Origin of the sequence: Limnohabitans sp. T6-5 (assembly GCF_003063315.1) — a bacterium.
Classification (GTDB): Bacteria; Pseudomonadota; Gammaproteobacteria; order Burkholderiales; family Burkholderiaceae_C; genus Limnohabitans_A.
Genome location: NZ_NERV01000005.1, coordinates 64,685 through 86,447, shown reverse-complemented (window position 1 = coordinate 86,447; position 21,763 = coordinate 64,685). Strand labels below are relative to the sequence as shown.

The 21,763-nt window shown below is 58.6% G+C and carries 17 protein-coding genes; 8 read left to right on the top strand and 9 right to left on the bottom strand.

Features of this window, described 5'->3' with window-relative positions; all coding sequences use genetic code 11:
* Positions 1–63: 63 nt before the first annotated feature.
* A complete protein-coding gene (locus tag B9Z51_RS17275) occupies positions 64–2,334 on the top strand; it encodes an FAD-dependent oxidoreductase (protein WP_108376413.1) in 2,271 nt (756 codons plus the stop codon).
* Between the two features lie 242 nt (positions 2,335–2,576).
* On the opposite strand, the gene B9Z51_RS17270 is transcribed toward B9Z51_RS17275, so the two are convergent.
* The 3 genes from B9Z51_RS17270 to B9Z51_RS17255 form a co-directional block, all read right to left on the bottom strand.
* Positions 2,577–2,936 (bottom strand): thioredoxin family protein, encoded by a 360-nt coding sequence (locus B9Z51_RS17270; RefSeq protein ID WP_108376412.1) that lies wholly within the window; start codon positions 2,934–2,936, stop codon positions 2,577–2,579.
* Positions 2,937–2,950: 14 nt separating this feature from the next.
* Positions 2,951–5,305, bottom strand: coding sequence for a selenide, water dikinase SelD (gene selD, locus B9Z51_RS17265; RefSeq protein ID WP_108376411.1), 2,355 nt, complete (start codon positions 5,303–5,305; stop codon positions 2,951–2,953).
* A 148-nt stretch (positions 5,306–5,453) separates the two neighbouring features.
* Positions 5,454–6,173 carry a LysR family transcriptional regulator gene (locus B9Z51_RS17255; protein ID WP_369959525.1) on the bottom strand — a complete coding sequence of 240 codons (720 nt, stop codon included), beginning with the start codon at positions 6,171–6,173 and terminating at the stop codon, positions 5,454–5,456.
* Between the two features lie 108 nt (positions 6,174–6,281).
* Here B9Z51_RS17255 and B9Z51_RS17250 point away from each other — a divergent pair, with 108 nt between their 5' ends.
* Positions 6,282–7,172 (top strand): pirin family protein, encoded by an 891-nt coding sequence (locus B9Z51_RS17250; protein WP_108376410.1) that lies wholly within the window; start codon positions 6,282–6,284, stop codon positions 7,170–7,172.
* 90 nt (positions 7,173–7,262) lie between these two features.
* On the opposite strand, the gene B9Z51_RS17245 is transcribed toward B9Z51_RS17250, so the two are convergent.
* From B9Z51_RS17245 to B9Z51_RS17225, 5 genes are all read right to left on the bottom strand, one after another.
* On the bottom strand, positions 7,263–8,474 hold the full coding sequence (locus B9Z51_RS17245; protein WP_108376409.1) for an MFS transporter: 1,212 nt from the start codon (positions 8,472–8,474) through the stop codon (positions 7,263–7,265).
* A 445-nt stretch (positions 8,475–8,919) separates the two neighbouring features.
* Positions 8,920–10,008, bottom strand: coding sequence for a 4-hydroxyphenylpyruvate dioxygenase (gene hppD, locus B9Z51_RS17240; RefSeq protein WP_108376499.1), 1,089 nt, complete (start codon positions 10,006–10,008; stop codon positions 8,920–8,922).
* Between the two features lie 296 nt (positions 10,009–10,304).
* Positions 10,305–11,504: a CaiB/BaiF CoA-transferase family protein gene (locus B9Z51_RS17235; RefSeq protein ID WP_108376408.1), complete on the bottom strand. Its 1,200-nt coding sequence runs from the start codon at positions 11,502–11,504 to the stop codon at positions 10,305–10,307.
* A complete protein-coding gene (locus B9Z51_RS17230) occupies positions 11,501–11,647 on the bottom strand; it encodes a hypothetical protein (RefSeq protein WP_369959522.1) in 147 nt (48 codons plus the stop codon). The genes B9Z51_RS17235 and B9Z51_RS17230 overlap by 4 nt, the downstream gene beginning before the upstream one ends.
* Positions 11,648–11,812: 165 nt before the next feature.
* Positions 11,813–12,145, bottom strand: coding sequence for a hypothetical protein (locus B9Z51_RS17225; protein ID WP_108376407.1), 333 nt, complete (start codon positions 12,143–12,145; stop codon positions 11,813–11,815).
* A gap of 110 nt (positions 12,146–12,255) precedes the next feature.
* Between B9Z51_RS17225 and B9Z51_RS17220 the strand changes: the two genes are divergently transcribed.
* The 4 genes from B9Z51_RS17220 (at position 12,256) to B9Z51_RS17205 (ending at position 16,682) form a co-directional block, all read left to right on the top strand.
* Positions 12,256–13,446 (top strand): hypothetical protein, encoded by a 1,191-nt coding sequence (locus B9Z51_RS17220; protein WP_146187804.1) that lies wholly within the window; start codon positions 12,256–12,258, stop codon positions 13,444–13,446.
* Positions 13,447–14,568, top strand: coding sequence for a hypothetical protein (locus B9Z51_RS17215; protein ID WP_108376405.1), 1,122 nt, complete (start codon positions 13,447–13,449; stop codon positions 14,566–14,568).
* A gap of 99 nt (positions 14,569–14,667) precedes the next feature.
* Positions 14,668–15,213, top strand: a complete 546-nt coding sequence (locus B9Z51_RS17210; protein ID WP_146187803.1) for a hypothetical protein — start codon at positions 14,668–14,670, stop codon at positions 15,211–15,213.
* Positions 15,214–15,251: 38 nt separating this feature from the next.
* A complete protein-coding gene (locus B9Z51_RS17205; RefSeq protein ID WP_108376403.1) occupies positions 15,252–16,682 on the top strand; it encodes a CsgG/HfaB family protein in 1,431 nt (476 codons plus the stop codon).
* 78 nt (positions 16,683–16,760) lie between these two features.
* Here B9Z51_RS17205 and B9Z51_RS17200 read toward each other — a convergent pair whose 3' ends face one another.
* On the bottom strand, positions 16,761–17,009 hold the full coding sequence (locus B9Z51_RS17200) for a DUF3297 family protein (protein ID WP_108376402.1): 249 nt from the start codon (positions 17,007–17,009) through the stop codon (positions 16,761–16,763).
* Between the two features lie 199 nt (positions 17,010–17,208).
* On the opposite strand from B9Z51_RS17200, the gene B9Z51_RS17195 reads away from it, so the two are divergent.
* Complete coding sequence (locus B9Z51_RS17195; RefSeq protein WP_108376401.1) at positions 17,209–18,462, top strand: Hsp70 family protein; 1,254 nt, start codon at positions 17,209–17,211, stop codon at positions 18,460–18,462.
* Between the two features lie 1,250 nt (positions 18,463–19,712).
* The gene (gene tkt, locus B9Z51_RS17190; protein WP_108376400.1) at positions 19,713–21,743 is read left to right on the top strand and encodes a transketolase; all 2,031 of its coding nucleotides are present in this window, start codon (positions 19,713–19,715) and stop codon (positions 21,741–21,743) included.
* Positions 21,744–21,763 lie beyond the last annotated feature (20 nt).

Genomic DNA, 21,763 nt, shown 5'->3' with positions numbered 1-21,763 from the left:
TGGGGTCACTCCCTTCCCACATCATGGGCCACTTCATCGGCCATTCAGGAGTTTTTCCACTTCATGCGCGCTCGTCAAATCCTGTTGGTGCTGTTGCTGGCCTTGGCCCTGGGTGCATTTTTGGCGCTCGATGGGGGGCGCTACCTGAGTTTTGAACAGCTCAAGGCCAGTCAGACCAGCATGGCGCAACTGCACGCGCAGCAGCCATTCATGGTGCTGGCGCTGTTCTTCTTGGTGTACGTCGTGGCCACGGCCTTGTCGTTTCCGGTGGCAACCCTCGGCACCTTGGCCGGGGGAGCAGTGTTTGGTTTTTGGCCGGGTTTGTTGATCGTGTCGTTCGCGTCCACGCTGGGCGCCACCTTGGCGTTTTTGGCATCGCGCTATGTGTGGCGCGACTGGGTCCAGGCGCGCTTTGGCCAGCGCCTGACCGAACTGTACGCGGGGGTGGAAAAAAGCGGGGCCTTGTACCTGTTCAGCTTGCGCATCGTGCCGGTGCTGCCGTTTTTTCTGATCAACCTGCTGATGGGCCTGACCCGCATGAAGACCTGGACGTATTACTGGGTGAGCCAGATCGGCATGCTGGCCGGCACGGCCGTCTATGTGAATGCGGGCACGCAGTTGGGCCAGCTCGATTCGGTGCAGGGCATTGTGAGCCCGGCGCTTTGGGGCAGCTTGGCCTTGTTGGGCATCTTTCCGCTGCTGGCGCGGCGTGTGTGGCTCGCCGTTCAAAAGCGCCAGGTCTACGCCCGCTGGGCCAGCGTGCGCCCCAAGACCTTTAACCGCAACCTGATCGTCATCGGCGGCGGTGCGGCGGGGCTGGTAACGGCCTACATCGCCGCCGCCGTCAAAGCCAAGGTCACGCTGATTGAGGCGCACAAAATGGGCGGCGATTGCCTGAACTACGGCTGTGTGCCCAGCAAGGCGCTGATCAAAAGCGCCAAGGTGGCCCACCAGATGCGCCACGCTGCCCGATACGGTCTGAACGATGTCGAGCCCAAATTCAGCTTCAAGGCCGTCATGCAGCGGGTGCGCGATGTCATCCAGGCGATCGAGCCGCACGACAGCATTGAGCGCTACACCGGCCTGGGTGTGGAGGTCTTGCAAGGCTACGGCAAGTTGATCAACCCGTGGACGGTGGAGGTGACGATGAGCGATGGCACCACCGGGCCGGATGGCACGCCCAAGCTCGTGCGCTTGACCGCCCGCAGCATCGTGATCGCTGCCGGTGCGCGCCCCGTGGTGCCGGACTTGCCGGGCCTGGCCGATGCGGGCTGTTTGACCAGCGACACGCTGTGGGACGCCTTCGCGCAGCTGGACGAGATACCCCGGCGCATCGTGGTGCTGGGCGGTGGTCCGATGGGTTGCGAGTTGTCGCAAAGCCTGGCGCGTTTGGGCGCGCAAGTCACGCAGGTCGAAATGGGCGAACGCCTCATGCCGCGCGAAGACGAGGAGGTGTCGCAATGCGTGCGCGAGGCCCTGACGGCAGACGGCGTGCAAGTGCTCACCGGGCACAAGGCCCTGCGGTGTGAAATCACCCCAACCGAAACTGCAATGAGCGCAGCAATGCGGCAGTCCACAGAACGCCCCGACCTGCCCGCGATGGAGGATGGCGTCGAGAAAACCCTGGTGCTCGACCATCAGGGCCAGCAGCGCAGCATCCCCTTCGATGCCCTGATCTGCGCCGTGGGCCGCCAGGCCCGACTGCAAGGCTACGGCCTCGAAGACATCGGTGTGCCCACCCACGGCACCGTGGACACCAATGACTATTTGCAAACCCTCTACCCCAACATCTACGCCGCAGGCGATGTGGCCGGGCCCTGGCAGTTCACCCACACCGCCGCGCACCAAGCCTGGTATGCGGCCGTCAACGCGCTGTTTGGCGACTTCAAATCCTTCAAGGTCGACCACCGCGTGATCCCGAGCGCCACCTTTGTGGACCCCGAGGTGGCGCGTGTCGGCCTGAACGAGCAAGAGGCCCAAGCGCAAGGCATCGCGTATGAAGTGACGCGTTACGACATCGACGATCTGGACCGGGCCATCTGTGACGAGGGGCCATACAGCGAAGCGCGGGGCTGGGTCAAGGTGCTCACGGTGCCCGGCAAAGACCGCATTCTGGGCGTGACCATCGTGGGCAAGCATGCGGCAGACCTGCTGGCCGAATACGTGCTGGCCATGAAGCACGGCCTGGGCCTCAACAAAATTCTGGGCACCCTCCACACTTACCCCACATGGTCCGAGGCCAACAAATACGCTGCTGGTGAATGGAAGCGGGTGCATGCACCAAAGCAGTTGCTGGTTTGGGTGAAACGCTTCCATGATGGGCGACGCGGGTGAGTAGTCAAAATGGATTTTTTCTTGACATTTGAAGTGACCGAAAAATCAAGTCATCCACCGACAAAGGCGATGTGCCGCTGACCCCGTAGGTCGGCACTCGAAGAGTCCGAAGGGTGCGCGTTTGACCGATAAAGCTTGTTCATGTGCGAGGGGCTGATCACCTCGTGTCGGGGTCTTCGACCACCGACTTGCAACACTTCATGGTCATATGGCGTGCGTGGCGTTGCGCAAGATGAGCAGCTTCAGCGCAAGCCCAGCAGCGTTTTGACCGGCATCCAGGGCGCCGCATCGGCGGGTGACAGCTGCAAGTGCCCCGTCTGTGCAGATTGGACGAGGCGTTTGAGCATGTCCGGACGGGGTTCCACCGTGCCCGCAAAACAGAACAGGCCTTGGTGGTCGAGGATCACGATGGTTGGGAAGGTTTCGATGTCAATGCCAGGCAGCGCGTCTTCGTGGTCTTCGATGTCGATCCAGTGCCAGGCATGATCGGGGGTCTCTGCGGCCATTTGCTGGAACAAGGGCGCGTAGCTCCGGCAAATCACGCACCACTCGGCACACAGACACGCGATGTGCAAAGGGCCATGGGTCAAATGGTCGGTCATCCGGGGCCATCCACTCAGAGTTTCAGCGCCACCGGCTCCAGGGCCTCGCCTTGTGCCGTGATGCGGCCAATGATGGCGGTGTGCACATAGCCTGCCGCTTGCAGGGCCTGCACGCAGGCCGCAGCCCGCGCAGCAGGCACGCTGGCCAGCAGACCACCTGCGGTTTGCGGGTCAAACAGCAAGGGGTAGCGCGGGTCGTTCACCCACTCGTCGGCGTTGCGCAGCGCGCGGCGCAATCGCACATTGGCCGGTTGCAAAGAGCTGACGATGCCCGCCTTGACGCAATCGACCGCGCCGTCCAGCAGGGGCAAGGTGCTCAGTTGCAGCTCGGCGTCCACACCCGAGGGGCGTGTCATCTCGATCAGGTGGCCGAGCAATCCAAAACCGGTCAGGTCGGTGCAGGCGGTGGCGCCGTGGGCTTGCAAAATTTGCGCGCCCGTCTGGTTGGATAGCAGCATCGATTGCAGCGCTGCATCAATCCAGCGCCCCTTGGCCGCATGCCGGGCATGCGCAGCAAACAGGGTGCCGGTGCCGATGGGTTTGGTCAGCAGCAGCACGTCGCCCGCTTGCATGCCCCCCTTGCGCATCACGCCCGCCATCTTCTCGTCGATCAGGCCGTTGATGGCAAATCCCAAGGCCAGTTCCGCACCTTCGCCGGTGTGACCGCCCACCAGGGCGCAGCCTGCGGCATTGAGCACTTCGATGGCGCCGCCCATCATTTGGGTCAGCAGGTCTTCAACTTTTTTCTCCAGTCCCGGCGGAACGGTGACGACAGCCGTGGCGGTTTGGGCCTCGGCGCCCATGGCAAAAATATCGCCCAGTGCATGGTTGGCGGCCACTTTGCCAAAGACATAAGGGTCGTCGATGAACGCCCTGAAAAAGTCCACGGTCTGAACCACGGCCATGCCCGGGGGCACGCGCACCACGGCGGCATCGTCTGGCGAGTGCAAGCCGATCAGCACATCGGGGCGATCAACCGGTTGCAGATGGCCCAAGGCACGCGACAAGATGTTGGCCCCCACCTTGGCGCCGCAGCCACCGCAGCGCATGGCGATGGCCGAGATGGCTTGCAGCGATTCTTCCGCGCTCAGGGACAGGCGCGTGGTCGGGGCTTGGTTTTGGGTTTGGATGTCTTTCCACCATTGGCCCAGAGATCGGCGGGCGGTTCTGACGGGGGCGCCCGGGTGGCTGTTGGCCATCTCCGGCAAATCGCTGAAGCGGCGCATGAATTCGCGGTCAATGCGGTCTTTCCAGAGCCAGACCCAATCGCCTGCAAAACCCAAGGCGCCACGCGACGCCACGGCGTGGCGGTTGCCGGTTGAAATCAAAGCCAACCAACGGCGCTGTGGTTTGTAAGTCACCAAGGATTGCCCGCGCAAGCTGCGGCGCAAATTCTCAGCCAGAGGTTTGCCCATGCGAACGGCAAATACGCCGGCTTTTTCCAGCGGACGGTCTACAAAAGAGGCGATGTCCCCTGCCGCAAATACCCGTGGGTCGGTCAATGTTTGCAGTTGTGCATTGACCTGGAGGAACCCTTGCGCATCGACCGCCAGGCCGGTACTTTGCAGCCACGCGGGGCCACCGGCTTGGGTGACCCACATGGTTTCGTCGGCGTCGTGTGTTCGGCCGTTTTTGGTGTGCAGGCAGCCGGGCGAAACTTGCACCACCTCGGCCTGGGTGTGCACTTCGATGTTGCGATCACTCAGCACCTTGGCAAAGCATGCGCGCACCCCCGGGTTGTGCGTCGGCAAAATCGTGTCAGCGGCCGTGAGCAGCACAAACTTCAGGTCTTCAGGGTTGCGCCCCAGCGCCTTGAGTTCATTGCGCAAGCGGTATTGCATGGACAGCAGCAATTCCACCCCACCGGCACCGCCGCCCACCACCGCAATCGTCATGCGGCCTCTGTGCGATGGCCATTGCCGCGTTTTGTCGAGCAGGGCCAGCCAGCGCTGGTTGAACTGTGCGATCGGCTTGACGGGCACAGCCAGATTTTGCGCGCCTTCGACTTGCTGCATTTGTGGGGTGGAGCCGATGTTGATCGACAGCACGTCGTAGGCCACTGGCGGGCGGTTGCGGCAAATGACCTGTCGGGTTTGGCGGTCGATGCCAACCACCGCATCGTGGTACAGCCGGGCACCCGCAAAGGCGCACAAGCGGCCCAGGTCGATGTGCACTTCATCAAAGCTGTAATGGCCCGAGATGTAGCCGGGCAGCATGCCCGAGTAAGGCGTGTCGATGTCGGTGCAGATGACGGTGATGCGCACACCGGGTTCGGGTTTCATGGCGAACATGCGCAGCACGCCCACATGGCTGTGGCCGCCGCCGACCAGCACCAGGTCGCGCAGCACGGGTTGATTGGAGGATTGCATCAAGGTGTCCAGAGGTCTTGCACCCATGGGTACAAGGCAGCGCATTCGGCCTGCAGGTCAAACAAGGGTGCGCACAGTGCGCAGGCATGCTGCAAGTGTGCCACCAGCGAGAGGCCAATTTGTCGGGCGGGGCATGCCTGTGCAAAGTTCAGGCTGTGGCCTGCGCCATGTCTGCACGGGCAGCGCTCTGGGCGGCAGCTTTGGCCTCATCACGCCAGTGCTCTTCTTGTTTTGACAGCGTCCAGGTGCCCACATCGCCATGGGCCCGCAGCATGCGGATGGCCGCATGCCGGGCCAGATTCTGGGGGTGATCTGGCGCGCCATGCTCGGCCAAGTAGCTGGGGGCGGCGTACAGGCCAAACGAGAAATCAGCCAGACCCCGCGCTGCCAGCGAGGCATCGTCGGGCAAAGTGCCCATGCGCAGCACCATATCAAAGCCTTCGCCCAACAGGTCCAACCGGCGGGGTGACAAGTCCAATTCCAGATCAATGGCCGGGTACAGCGCCACAAATGCGGCCAGCGTGTCGGCCAGCAGCAGGTTGGCAAAGTCGCTGGGCATGGACACCCGCAAGCGCCCGCTGGGCGTGGCCTGGCGATGCTCACTGAGTGCCGAGACGGCCTCGGCCTCGGCGACGAACTGGCGGGCGTGCTCCAGCAGTTGCAGGGCAAACTTGGTCAGTGACTGGCGCCGGGTGGTGCGCAGCAGCAAGCGCTCACCCAAGCGCTGCTCCAGCCCAGCGAGTCGGCGCGATACCGTGGATTTGGGCAAGGCCATGCGTTCGGCCGCCCGGCTGAAGCGGCCCAACTCGGCCACACTGGCAAAGATCAGCAGGTCGTTGGGGTCAATGGGTGCGTGTGATTGTTCCATTGCAGGATTCAACTTATCCATTCAAGAAGATTCTCGAAGTGATTGTTCAGAAATACACTCTATCCATCCCCACGAACCGCGTTCCCCACCTCATTTGAAGGAGCCATCATGTCCAACACCCTTTCAGTCTCCGCCGCCACTTACGCGGTGACGATTTCGCGTACCGTGGAGCACTTGGTCACGGGCCAGGCCACCTCCGACGGCGCAGGCGTCAAGCTCAACCGGGTGCTCACGCAAAACTTGCAGCAACGGCTCGACCCGTTTTTGATGCTCGATGCCTTTGGCAGCGACAAACCCGATGACTACATTGCCGGTTTTCCCGACCACCCCCACCGGGGCTTTGAAACCGTGACCTACATGATTGCCGGGCGCATGCTGCACCGCGACAGTGCCGGACACGAAGGCTTGCTGCAAAACGGCGGCGTTCAGTGGATGACCGCTGGCAAGGGCGTGATCCACTCTGAAATCCCGCAGCAAGTAGAAGGCGTGATGGAAGGCTTTCAGCTTTGGTTGAACTTGCACAGCACGGAAAAGATGAATGCGCCCTGGTACCGCGACTTTCAGAACGAGCAACTGCCCAAGCTGCAAACACCTGCGGGTGTGGAGGTCACCGTCATCGCCGGTGCCAGCCATGGCGTGCAAGGTGCGGTGACCCGTGAGCTCACCCAACCGCTGTATCTGGATGTGCACATGCCAAAGGGCGCCCGCTTTGAGCAGACGCTGCCTGCGGACCACAACGCATTTCTGTATGTGTACCGTGGCGAAGTGCGGATCGGTGGGCAGGCTGTGCCCGTGCAGCGCATGGCCATCCTGGCGAATGCGGCGCAGGCTGATGGCGTGGTGATCGAGGCCAGCGCCGATGCCAAACTGATCCTCGTGTCAGGCAAACCGCTCAAGGAGCCGATTGTTCAGTACGGTCCGTTTGTGATGAATTCGCAGCAAGAAATTTACCAGGCCGTGAGAGATTTCCGCGAGGGGCGGCTGGGCGAGTCGGCATGAGCATCGCCCTGTGCAAAGCAGCCAAGCCTGTTGGCGGTCAGGGTGACCGCCGCCGCCCTGGGGCCGGATGCGCAAAACTCATACCACCGCTTACCGCTGGGTCCGCAAGGATCGGGCTTGCGCCAGCCACAGAGCTGCTGTGCCCAACAGGCTGGCGCTCAGCAACCACCATAAGGCGACGCCATAGCCGTTCTCCGGTGACCACAGCAAGCCCACCATCAACGGCGCAGCTGCGCGGGCCAGCGCAATGGGCAGGCCCAGCAAACCATTGAGTTGACCGACATGGGCGCGGCTGACATATTGCGCCATCGCCGTGCCTTTGACGATGGTGTTCATGCCGTTACCCAAGCCAAACAACACGACAAACACACCGGCTGCTGCGGGGTGCAGCTGCCCCAAAAGCAAGGCCAGCAAGCCCAGCGGGATCAGCATCGGAATCCAGCGGTTGGCGGCGTGCACGTCCCAATAACGCTCAAACACAAACAGCACCAGCCGCCCCACCACCTGAACCGCGCCAATGGCTGCCGGAATGGCGATGACCCATGTCGAAGTCAAGCCTGACTCCTGCAACAAGGCGATCATGTGCGCGGGCAAAGCCGAGGTGACCGCCATCATCAAGACCATGAACAAGGCCAGCAACCAAAACGGCGCCTGCCGCAAGTGCACACGCACCGACACGGCACGCGTTTGGCCGGTGGCATGCAAGTGCTGCGCTGGTGGCGCGCCTTGCAGCAGCCAGGCATGCAGCGGTGCGCAAACCAGCCATTGCAAAGCGGCCAACGCCCACAGCGCCTGCCGCCATCCCCACAGGTCCATCCACCACGAAAACAGCGGGATGAACACCGTGCTGGCCAGGCCACCTAAAAACGTGAGCGTGATGATGGCGCGCCGAAAGTCGTGTGCAAAGCGCCGGGTGACCACGGCAAAGGCGGGGGTGTAGAAGGTCGCTGCTGTGCCCAATCCCAGCCAGATCCATACGGCATAAAACTCGGCTTTGGACTGGACAAAACTGTGCGCCAGCAAGCCTGCGCCAATCCACACCGAGCCCAGCGTCATGACGCGCCGTTCATGCCCCGCATCGATCCAGCGCCCCACAAGATAAGCCATCAAGCCTTCGGCCAGCAGCGCCAGACTGAAGGCCAGCGAAGACTCGGCCCGACTCATGCCCAGCTCGGCCTCCAGCGGGGTCATCAGCAAAGAAAAGGTGTAGAACACGCTGCCCCAACTGATGAGCTGGGGCAAGGACAGCCAAAAGCTGAAGGGCCCCAAGGCCAGCGCAGTGGATCGGCGAAAAAAATGCATCAGGGCATTATCGTGAAATGACAGGACCCAAAGCGCGCTTAATGCAGCCCAATGCATGGTGTTGTCACGGGCTTCGTCGGGGTCCTGGACCGCCGACCTGTGAGGGGATGTTGGCGCTCTTGCAGGGCGGTACTCGAAGAGTCCGACGTGGCTTCATGTACCACTACTGATCCGGCCCGATGATGTTTGCATGAGCGCCTTTTTTGTAGGAGCGGCGCCCTCGCCGCGATGGAGCTTCGCAGACCATCACCCATCGCCCCGAGGGCGGGGCTCCCACACTGATTGCATATCTGATCGCTATGCCCAAGAAAAGCTTCACTTCAAACTTCACAGGGCCGCATCAATAGCGTCCAGCGCAAGCCTGCGCGGCATGCCAACCCATGTTGGGGCTAAAGCCTCTGACCTGCGATAACCCGAAGCGACCAACTTGCGCACACACCCATATTTACGGTGCAGGCTTGTCCACCTGAATCGCCCCACGCCGAATCTGGTCGCGCTCCAGGCTTTCAAACAAGGCCTTGAAGTTGCCTTCGCCAAAGCCCTCGTCGGCCTTGCGCTGGATGAACTCGAAGAACACCGGGCCGAGCATCGTCTGGCTGAAGATTTGCAGCAGCAAGCGCTTCTCGCCATTGGCCGTGGAGCCGTCCATCAAAATGCCGCGCGCCTGCAACTCGGGCACGGGTTCGCCATGGCCCTTGAGGCGCTCTTCGAGCATCTCGTAATAGATGTCGTTGGGCGCGGTCATCAGCGGGATGCCAGCCATCTGCAAGGCATCTACGCTCTTCAAAAGGTCGTCAGTCAACAGCGCGATGTGCTGGATGCCCTCGCCGTTGAACTGCATCAGGAACTCTTCGATCTGGCCGCCGGTCTTGCCCGACTCCTCATTGAGCGGGATGCGGATCAGGCCATCGGGTGCGGTCATGGCGCGGCTGGTCAGGCCGGTGTGCGTGCCCTGGATGTCGAAGTAACGGATTTCACGGAAGTTGAAAATCTTCTCGTAAAAGCCACCCCAAAAGGCCATGCGGCCTTTGTAAACGTTGTGCGTCAAGTGGTCGATGATCTTGAAGCCGTGGCCGGGTGGGTGGCGGTCGACACCGTCGATGAATTCAAAGTCGATGTCGTAGATGCTCTTGCCGTCTTCGAAGCGGTCGATCAGATACAAGGGCGCACCGCCGATGCCTTTGATGGCAGGCAGGCGCAACTCCATCGGGCCCGTGGGGATCTCCACCGGCTGCGCACCCATTTCCAGTGCGCGTTCATACGCCTTGTGTGAGTCTTTCACGCGGAACGCCAATGCGCAGGCGCAAGGGCCGTGCTCTGAGGCAAAGTAGCCAGCCAGGCTTTTGGGCTCGCGGTTGACGATGAAGTTGATGTCGCCCTGGCGGTAGAGCACCACGTCTTTGGAGCGGTGCTTGGCCACCAGCGTAAAGCCCATTTTTTCGAACAAAGGCTCCAGCACGCCCGCCACGGGCGAGGCGAACTCCACAAACTCAAAACCACACAAACCCATCGGGTTGTCAAACAAATCGGTCATGAAAATCTCCAGCAATGATCGGGACCGCACTGCTGACTGAGTGCGGCCCGAATTGAAATCGGTCAAACGAAAAAGGCTTCTTGTAGGTCGGTGGCTTCAGCCCCGACATGTTTTCGGTTAACAACCACCATGTCGGGGCTGAAGCCGCCGACCTACAAGGAAAGGTTCAGCCCCGCTGGGGCGGTGCGCAAGGCTTGCCCCGCGTGCTGCGCGCGAGGTGGATACCGAAAATCAAAACCTGGATGGACATGCGGCGATTGTGAGGCGCGTCAAGGGGTTTAGCAAGAAAACAAGTTTCAAGCTACTGCTTTCAGAGTACGCAGATCATCAATCTCTGCAAAGCTCAGGCCCAGGCCCTGCAGCAGTTCGTCGGTGTTTTCACCTTGTTGGGGCGGTTGGTGGCGCACGCCCAATCGCTGGCCACCCATGGTGAAGGGCAGCAAGGCGGCCGGTGCGTTTTGCCCGGCCTTGGCGCCATCGGTCAGGCGCACATCGGCCAGGCCCCCTGTGGCTTGCAGGTGCGGGTCGTCAAACAGCTCTTCGGGTTTGATGATGGGCGCAAAGGGCAGGCCCGCTTTTTCGAAAATCGAGGTCAGCTCGGCTGCGGTGAAGGCCTCCAAGCGGCTGCGCAGCTCGGGCATCATCACGTCGCGCTGCGAGACGCGGGCGTTGTTGCTGCCATAACGCGGATCGGCCTTGAGATCTGCAAAACCGAGCACATCGCAAAAGGTGGCCCACTGCGCGTCGCTGACTGCCGCCAAGAAAATCTGTTCACCGTTCTTGACTGTGAACACGTCGTACACCGCCCAGGCCGAAATGCGGTTGGGCATGGGCTCTGCGGCCTTGCCTGTGATGGCGTATTGCAGCATGTGCTGGCCCACCAAAAAGACGTTGTTCTCAAACAAGGCCGACTGAATCTCTTGCCCGCGCCCGGTGATGCCGCGCTGGATGAGCGCCCCCAGCACACCGATGGCGCCGAACATGCCGCCCATGATGTCATTCACGCTGGTGCCTGCACGCAGCGGGTCGCCGGGGCGCCCTGTCATGTAGGCCAGGCCCCCCATCATCTGCACCACCTCGTCGAGCGCAGTGCGGTGGTCATACGGCCCGGGCAAGAAGCCTTTGAGGCTGGCATAGATCAGCTTGGGGTTGTTGGCCGACAGACTGGCGTAGTCCAGACCGTACTTGGCCATGGAGCCGGGCTTGAAGTTCTCGGCCACCACGTCGGCCGTGGCGCACAGGCGGCGCGCCACCTCCGCGCCTTCAGGGCTTTGCAGGTTGAGCTGGATGCTCTTCTTGTTGCGGTTGAACATTGGGAAAAAGCCTGCGCCCGAGCCCAACAAATGCCGCGTGCGATCGCCCTCGATCGGCTCGACCTTGATGACCTCGGCCCCCATGTCGGCCAGCACCAAGCCACAGGTCGGGCCCATGACCATGTGGGTGAACTCGACAACGCGCAGGCCTTCGAGCGGGAGTTTCTTGTCGGAATTGTTCATGCAGTCATTTCAGGCGTTTGCAGTGTCTTGGGCAAGCCCGCCGGCGCGATCGACCCATGCAGGCATTCACCTGCGGGCCACTGCGCCACCTTGGCGCGCAAAGCCAGGAGCTTATCGAAATCGATGCGGGTTGAGGTGCCCATTTATTGATCCGGCCCGATGATGTCTGCATGAACGCTTTTTTGGGGGAGCGGCGCCCTCGCCCCGATGGAGCCTCGCAGACCACCACCCATCGCCCCGAGGGCGGGGCTCCCACACTGATGGCATCGCTGACTGCTGAGCCCAAGACAGGCCTTTCACTTCAAACTTCACTGGGCCGTGCAAGTCGCGCCGATGCGAAGTTCTTCTGCATCGAATTTTCCTGATGGGCTGGAGACATAGCCTTTGCCCGCCAGGCACCGAATGACCGAGCTGCAGCTCGGGATCACGGGTGCGTTGTTGTATTGATTCATGCGGGAAGTTTCGCGCTGGCAGGCATTGCTGGCGTTGACGAAGTCATGCACTGCTGTTCCCCCAGGGCCATCAAACCGGTCCTGTATGGAGGTGATGGGCACCGCAGCGGGAAGGGGCGGCGGGGTTTGGCAGCCGCTCAACGCAAAGACAAAGAGTGTGGACAGGATCAGGGCTTTGAAGTGAAGCATGTGAGTCTTTCTTGATGTGCTAATTTGAATACAAATTTACTCTTAAATTTTAATTTGTAATTATTGAGTGATACACTATTGTAGTTATTTGTGCATCTTATTTACATAAAATGAAGTTTTTTTCCACCATTAAAAATGCTGTCATCGGGCTGTCGCTGATGACTTGTCTAGCGGGCGCGAAGGCTCAGGAGCCAGGCCAGGAAATGCTGATCGCAGGATTTGCATTTGCTGGCGAACATGTCAATAAGGAAGCTCGTTTTCCATATATACATTATCTGGATGAGGAATTAAAAAAATCCAACAACTCCATTTCCATGGAGATTACAAAAAGACTTCAAACCGTTGAAGGAAAAAACTTCAAGATCGTGACAGGAAGAACGTTCTCAACCAAGAATTCTGATTCGCCGTTGAACGGAGTCATGGTACTGACAGGAGAAACTGTACTTGTAGAAAATTATGGCTCGTATTGGAAGGTATTCGTCAATCTGCGCGGTGATGCTTTGTTGTTTGATTACAAAGGCAAAAAAATCATCAAAACATACCCATTGAATTTGGCCATATTTGATGCGGTGGAAGGACAGCAAGAGCCGTCACAATACAAGATTTTGAATTTGATCCGGGAAAATATTTTCACGACCAAGAAAGAAGGTCTGATCTCGCAATTTGTAGACAAAATTACAAATGCAAATCCAGGTCAAAAAACAGACAAAATATTCCAGATTGGAAACATCACGGTCAAACCTGAGGCCTTGGATAAATTCCCGGCAGAAATCAGCAGCAATACTGCTGCCGTCAAAGACATTGTGGCCGATGCACTGTCCAGTGAATTGTCTGGGCAAACCAGCATTTCCTTGATGCCTGCCAAATTCAACAGCGTCGTTGGGGTGATGACCATGCAGTTGGAAGATACAGGCGAACAAATCGAATTGAAAATTGGCGATGGCGACTATATTTTCAACGTCGAAGTCAATAAATTGGCCAAGGCCAAGCAACAGCAAACCAATTCTGAAGTTTCCTATATTTATGGAGTCAATGCTTCCATTCAAGTGATTGAGCCATTCAGCAAGACTGTTTTCCTGGAATCCATTTTCAGAAACGGCGCAGTATCCATCAGCCCCATCAATAAAATAACCCAGGATGATTACCCAGCTTATTACGATGTGATTAATGGGTTGTTCAAAAAATTCTCCATGGCACTGAAAACACGAGATTACAAATGGGTCAATGTGGCCACTGGCTCAGAAAAAACAGCTGAGCAAATGAAACAAGTCAGCAACCTGTTGGATGGAAAAGGAAATTAAATGAAAAAATTCATACTTTTGATGGCAGCATTCTTGTTGTCATTCACTGTGAATGCGCAATATGTGAATTTGAAAGGTGGTGCGACCATCAAATTTCAAACCACACTCACGGGCGATGATAAAGAGCGCGCCATCACGGCGGCATCCATGAATGCGATTGAACGCTATTTTTCAGAAAAAGGCGAAGCGCAAGACCAGGTCTTTGAAAACAGTCGCGAAAAAATCGAAAAAGGCTTGGAGAAACTGGTTCAAAACACAGCCGTTTTGTCTGAACAAGTGATGCAGGATACAAAACGTTATCAAGTGACGGTTCGTGTGGAACTGAATGAAGCCAGATTGAAAAATCTGGTCAAACAAGGCACTGCGGCGACCCTGGCTGGAGACGGCGAGAAATCCAATATTGTTTATTTGTTCACGGCCCGTCAAGCCAACAGCGTCAAGCAATTTGATGACCGTGTTGTCAAGATCAATCAAGTGAGTGTTCAACGTGAAGTGAATGCAAACTCGAAAGTCAGTGGCACAGAAGGCGAAAAAATCTCGGGAAATCAAGTATCCACCAACGCAGGCAAAACAGTGAATGCCCGCATGGATGCGAGTGCCACTGTAAAAAGAGAAAGTGGCGGCAGTGTGACCAGTAAATCAGATGAAATCGGTTACCAGGTTTTGCCTATGGGGGGTTATAAACCTGCGGTAACGTCCATCTTCACACAATCTGGTTTTGCCGCTTTGGATTCTGATTTTGTATTGACAGAAGCCGATATCAAAAGCATCAATGCAGATTATGCAAGTGGTAATGATGTTTCTCCTGCGACGCTGAAAAACGTGTTTAAAACACTGAAAGCATCCAAAGAAAAAATCAAATATCTTGTGATTGCAACCATTGATGTGGGTTTGGGATCGGTGGATGGAAGCTCTGGCATGAGACGTATTGGTGTCGAGGTCTCTGGCCGCGTATTAGGTGTTGAGGGAAACATTCCACGCGAGATTGCGTCGGTGCCGCCCGTTCAACAAGCAAGTTTGGGTGTTGATGATGGCGCAGCCAGAACGGCAGCACTCAAAAAAGGTGCTGAGGTAGCTAGTCGAGAGATTATTGCCCAGCTGAACAACAATGGAATCAAGTGATTAATAAGGGAAAAAATGTTTAAAAAATTGATGGTCTTGGCATTTGCTGCCACCTTCTCTCTGGTCTCCAATGCGCAATTTGGAGGTTTGGGTGGCATGTTGGGTGGCGGTGGTGGTGGTTCTGGTCCTGCCCCTGAGAAATTGCTGGCTGAATATTTTGTCGGCACCGCAGCAGTTTTGAATGCCAATTCAAAAATCTTGACTGCATTGGGCATGAAAGAAGCTGCCGATCTGGCCGCCTCGAATGCCGCCAACATGAAAGAAGGCGCCACCACGGACGCCATCAAGCAGGCCGAAAAAGTTCAAACAGAAAGCTCCAAACTCATTCAGGAGAAATTGGCCGACAAGAACTTGAAATTGGACGATGCTGCCAAAAAACAAATGGGTGAAGGGTATGTGAGTTTGGCTGCAGGTTCTTTGGCTTACGTGGTGTTCATCAAGGATGCCAAAGACTTCAAGCCCAGCGTGACTTCACTGGGCGCGTCGGCTTTGGCCCTGGCGGCCATCGTTCCGCGTATTCCTGAAGACACCAAGAATTTGGTGGCTACTTATAAAGCTGTTGCAGCATATGCCAAGGACAACAAAATCCCGGCACCTAAAGATGATGCGACCTCACAACTGAAAGCTAGTGGTCTGGACATTTAATTAACAGGAGAGAGTGCCAGAGATGGCACTCTTTTTTTATGAAAAATTGGATTACGTGGGTCATCCTGTCTGCGGCATTGGTCGCATGTGGTGACAAAAAAGAAGAGTCCGTCAAAGTTGACAGCGATAAACCGAATCTGACCGGCACCCCGGATGTGGGGAAGGTCGAACAAGTGGAAGTCAAAACCACGGGTACGGGTCTGACGCCTTCTGCGGCCGTGAGTGAAGCGTTGAAGTCGGCCGTCATGCAAGTGAATGGCACTGCGGTGGATGCCTCGTCGGCCAGCGTGAACATTTCTGCCAAAGCCACCGCACAACTGGACGTGCAGAGCAAAAATGGCTCGGATTCTGTCAAGGCAACTGAGGTGGTGAACAGCCAGGCCTTTGCTGAATCGGTGGTGACGCAATCGAATGGCGTGGTCTCGACATTCAAGGTCGACAAATTGACGCCTCCCAAGAGCAATGGCGGCGTGTATGTGGTGGATATCACCGCAAAAATTGCCAAGTTCAAAGCACCTGCTGATGCGGGAAAAATCAAGATCGTTGTGGCGCCGATCAAATCAACGCAGCAAAGTTTCAACATTGGTGGACGCAATGTGCCAGCTCATGAAGTGCTGGAGCCGATCCGCCAGCAAATCATCGAGTCACTGACCAAAACGGGTCGGTTCACGGTGCTTGATCGTGACTTTGACAGTGACATCGAGAGCGAATTGATGATGATCGGCAGCGGTCAAACCAGTCAGAATGATTTGGCCAAATTGAACCAGGCACTGAGTGCAGACGTGATCTGGGTGGGTGCGGTCAACTCTTTGTCATATGACCGAATGGCGCGGCAGCTCAAAACCTCTGACAGGGAATTGGTTAGTTACTCAGGCAAATGGTCGATCACGCAACGGCTGGTGAACTTGACAACCCGTCAGGTGATGCTATCAGACACTTTCAAAGGTGATTTCCCGACCGTGTCGCCCACGACTTTGGGGGCTTCCATCAACGAAAAAACCTCGGTGGCCAATGTGCAGGTCGAGGTGGTCAAGAAGGCCACAGAGTCGATCATGCAAAAAACCTTTCCGATTTCGGTGGTGAGCTTGGACGGTGAAGCTGTGGTCCTGAGCCAAGGCGAGGGCGCCGTGGTGGAAGGCGGCCAGTACAAATTGGTCAAGCTGGGCAAGGAAATGAAAGACCCGCAAACCGGTCAATCACTCGGCAATATCGAGACAGAGTGCTGCGAAGTGATCGTCAACCGGGTCACTGAAAAAATGTCTTACGGACAGCTGATCAATGTGAAGGTGAAGCTCGAAGGCATTGAGCCAGGCGTCTTGCAGCTCAGGGGTAAAGTTCAGGCCAAGCCTGCAGAACCTAGTCCGCAAGCCGCCGCAACAGGTGACAAACCCAAGGCCAAGTCCAGTGCGCCCGCTGAAAAAACCAGTGCACCCGTGGCTGCTGAAAAACCAAAAGACAAAGACTGGTGATGCCACGCTGGGGCAGGGTCTTTGAGTCCTGCTCCAGCTGGATTTGAAAGTGTTCAGGCCATGCAGGGCCTGAACCCCTCAGCGGTAAAACGCCTCCACCTGCCCCTTGAGCTTGATCAGGAGCGGCTGGCCTTTGCGGTCCAGCGTCTTGCCTGCGGGCACCTTGACCCAGCCTTCGCTGATGCAGTATTCCTCCACGTCGTTGCGGTCTTTGCCGTTGAAGCGGATGCCGATGTCGTGCTCGAACACGGCGCGGTTGTGAAAAGGGCTGCGCGCGTCGATGGACAGGTGATCGGGCAGTTCGGGGCGCTGGTTGGCTTCGGTCATGGAGCGTTTTGTAGGTGGAAGACGAACGGGGTCTGATTTTCCACGATTTGACGGGCCTGCCGGCGGCCAAGCGGACTCCAAGCGTCAGAAGGGGTGGCACAATCGCCGGTCCTCAAAACGCATCGACGGCCTCAGGCTGTCGCTGCCACGCACTTCCCGGCACTTCCCGGCACATGACTGTGTTCAGCTCTTCTTGCTCATGACCCCATCGCACCCCGGCACCCTCGGCATTGACTTCGGCACCTCCAACTCGGCCATGGCCTGGGCCACGCCCCAAGGCACGGCACGCCTGATCCCGCTGGAAGGCGATGCCCTGGCCATGCCCACCGCCGTGTTCTACAACGCCGAAGACGGCAGCACCCACTTCGGACGTGACGCCATCGGCCACTACCTGGAAGGCACCGAGGGCCGCTTGATGCGCTCGCTCAAAAGCCTGTTGGGCAGCCCCTTGTTGATGGAGACCACGCTGGTCAACCACCAGCAAATTAGCTTTCAGGACATCATCGGCACATTTCTGACCACGCTGCGTGAACGCGCCACCCAATCGTTGGGCTTTGCGCCCCAGCGTGTGGTCATGGGCAGGCCCGTGCACTTTGTGGACGATGACGCCGAGCGAGACGCCCAGGCCGAAACCTCGCTGCGGCAAGCGGCACAAGCTGTGGGTTTTGAAGACGTGTCGTTTCAGCTGGAGCCGATTGCCGCCGCGCTCGACTACGAACGCCGCTTGACGCAAGACAGCACGGTGCTGGTGGTGGACTTGGGCGGCGGCACGTCCGATTTCACCGTGGTGCGCCTGGGCCCTGAGCGCATGCACCAGGCCGACCGCAGCGCCGACATCCTGGCCACCACGGGCGTGCACATCGGCGGCACTGATTACGACCAAAAACTCAGCCTGGAGCAGGTCATGCCGCTGCTGGGTTACCGGCACATCGGCCCCGAACAGCGCGAAGTGCCCAACCGGGTGTTTTTTGACCTGTCAACCTGGCACCTGATCCACTGGCAATACCAACCCAAGGCCATCGCCCATGCCAAAACCCTGCGCAGCAATTACAGCGACTTGCGCCTGCATGAACGCCTGATGCAAGTGCTGACCGAGCGCCACGGCCACCACATCGCCCACGAAGTCGAGCAAGCCAAAATCCGTTGCTCCGTGTCAGACGCGGACACAGGCATTGACCTGTCGTGCCTGCAGCGCGCCTTGCAAACCCCACTGGGCGTTGACGACATGCAAAGCCATCTGAGCCAATTGCTGGCTCGCACCGTGGCGAGTGCACGAGAGTGCGTGACGCGTGCGGGTTTGCAAGCACAGCAGATCGACGCCATCTATCTGACCGGCGGGTCTTCGGCACTGCGCACATTTCAGCGCGCACTTCAAACCGAGTTCCCGGACGTGCCCCTGGTGGAAGGCGATTTGTTCGGCGGCGTCGCCTCCGGCCTGACATACAGCCGCTGAAATCAGCATCTCCGCAGGTCCGAACTCGAAGAGTCCGACATGTGCCCGATAACCGATAACGCCAAATGCATGCACCAGCGGTCGATCACAAAAAATGTCGCAGCCTACAACCACCGACCCACAAAAACCAGCGCCCTCGTAGCTCGGCACTCGAAGAGTCCGACAGGTGCCCGATGACCGATAGCGCCAAATGCATGCACCAGCGGTCGATCACAAAAATGTCGGAGTCTGCGACCACCGACCTACAAAAAACCAGCACCCTCGTAGGTCGGCACTCGAAGAGTCCGACAGGTGCCCGATGACCGATAGCGCCAAATGCATGCACCAGCGGTCGATCACAAAAATGTCGGAGTCTGCGACCACCGACCTACAAAAAACCAGCACCCTCGTAGGTCGGCACTCAAAGAGTCCGACATGTGCCCGATAACCGATAGCGCCAAATGCATGTACCAGCGGTCGATCACAAAAATGTCGGAGTCTGCGACCACCGACCTACAAAAAACCAGCACCCTCGTAGGTCGGCATTCGAAGAGTCCGACAGGTGCCCGATGACCGACAGCGCCAAATGCATGCACCAGCGGTCGATCACAAAAATGTCGCAGTCTCCGACCACCGACCTACAAAAAACCAGCACCCTCGTAGGTCGGCACTCAAAGAGTCCGACATGTGCCCGATAACCGATAACGCCAAATGCATGCACCAGCGGTCGATCGCAAAAATGACGCAGTCTCCAATCACCGACCCACAAAAACCAGCGCCCTCGTAGCTCGGCACTCGAAGAGTCCGACAGGTGCCCGATGACCGATAGCGCCAAATGCATGCACCAGCGGTCGATCACAAAAATGTCGGAGTCTCCGACCACCGACCTACAAAAAACCAGCACCCTCGTAGGTCGGCACTCGAAGAGTCCGACATGTGCCCGATAACCGATAGCGCCAAATGCATGTACCAGCGGTCGATCACAAAAATGTCGGAGTCTCCGACCACCGACCTACAAAAAACCAGCACCCTCGTAGGTCGGCATTCGAAGAGTCCGACAGGTGCCCGATGACCGACAGCGCCAAATACATGCACCAGCGGTCGATCACAAAAATGTCGCAGTCTGCGACCACCGACCTACAAAATCCAGCGCCCTCGTAGCTCGGCACTCGAAGAGTCCGACATGTGCCCTGACAAGCTTGGTACAGGCGCCAAACGCACACCCGTTAAAATCCGGGTTTTCCAGAATAATCCCCCCGGAGCTGCCCCACATGGCCAACACACAGCAAATGGCGAACGCCATCCGCGCCCTCGCAATGGACGCCGTTCAACAAGCCAACTCCGGTCACCCCGGCGCCCCCATGGGCATGGCCGACATGGCCGTGGCGCTGTGGGGCGATCACCTGCAACACAACCCCAAAAACCCGCACTGGGCTAACCGCGACCGCTTTGTGCTGTCCAACGGCCACGGCTCCATGCTGATTTATTCGGTGCTGCACCTGACCGGCTACAACTTGCCGATCGAAGAGATCAAGAACTTCCGCACACTGCACAGCAAAACCGCTGGCCACCCTGAAGTGGGCGTGACGCCCGGCGTGGAAACCACCACCGGCCCGCTGGGCCAAGGCATCACCAACGCCGTGGGCATGGCCCTGGCCGAGAAGATGCTGGCTGCCGAGTTCAACAAAGACGGCCACAAAATCGTCAACCACCACACCTACGTCTTCCTGGGTGACGGCTGCCTGATGGAAGGCATCAGCCACGAAGCCTGCGCCTTGGCTGGCGCCTGGAAGTTGAACAAACTGATCGCCCTGTACGACGACAACGGCATCTCGATCGACGGCAAAGTCGCCCCCTGGTTCATCGACAACACGCCCCAGCGCTTTGCCGCCTGCGGCTGGAACGTGATCGACGCCGTGGACGGCCACGACGCTGCGGCTGTGTCCAAAGCCATCGCCGCTGCCCGCCACAGCGCCGACAAACCCACCCTGATCGTCTGCAAGACCGCCATCGGCAAGGGCTCGCCCAACCGTGCGGGCACCTCCAAAGCCCACGGCGAGCCGCTCGGCGCCGAAGAAATCAAACTCACCCGCGAAGCCATCGGCTGGACGGCCGAGCCCTTCAAGATCCCCAAAGAGGTGTATGCCGACTGGGACGCCAAGGCCGCAGGCAAAGCCCGCGAAGCCGAGTGGAACACCGCCTTTGCCGCTTACAAAGCCGCTTTCCCCGCCGAGGCCAAAGAGTTTGTGCGCCGCATGAAGGGCGACTTGCCCAAGAACTTCAACCAAGTGGCGTTTGACGCCGTGGTCGCCGCCCACACCAAGGGCGAGACCGTGGCCAGCCGCAAGGCCAGCCAGCTGGCACTCGAAGCCTTCACCGCGGCCCTGCCCGAAATGCTGGGCGGCTCGGCCGACCTGACCGGCTCCAACCTGACCAACACCAAGAGCACCCCCGCCTTCCGCGTGGACCTCGCCGGTGACGTGGTCAAAACCGAAGACGGCAAAATCGGCCGCCACATCAACTACGGCGTGCGCGAATTCGGCATGGCCGCCATCATGAACGGCGTCGCGTTACATGGCGGTTACATCCCCTACGGCGGCACCTTCCTCACCTTCTCTGACTACTCGCGCAACGCCATCCGCATGGCCGCGCTGATGAAGCAGCGCGTGATCCATGTGTTCACCCACGACTCCATCGGTCTGGGCGAAGACGGCCCAACCCACCAGTCGATCGAGCACGCCGCCAGCCTGCGACTGATCCCCGGCCTGGACGTGTGGCGTCCGGCAGACACGGCCGAAACCACCGTGGCCTGGGCCGTGGCCCTGCAAAACGCCAACCGCCCATCGGCCCTGCTGCTGTCGCGCCAAAACCTGGCTTACTCGCCCAAGAGCGATCTGGGCGACATCAGCCGTGGCGCGTATGTGCTGTCCGAGCCCGAACACGTCGGCATCAAGAAGACCCACGGCGTGATCATCGCCACCGGCTCTGAAGTGCAACTGGCCCTGGCCGCGCAAAAGCTGCTGGCCGAGCGCAAGATCGGTGTGCGCGTGGTCTCCATGCCCAGCACCAATGTGTTTGACCGCCAAGACAGCGAATACAAACAAAGCGTGCTGCCCGCAGGCTTGCCCCGCGTGGCGGTGGAAATGGGCTCGACCGACGGCTGGTGGAAATACGGCTGCGCGGCCGTGGTCGGCATCGACACCTACGGCGAGTCGGCCCCAGCGCCTGTGCTGTTCAAACACTTCGGCTTCACTGCCGAAAACGTGGCCGACACCGTCCACGCTGCCCTGCTCAAGGCCTGATTCAGGCCCCTACACACTGA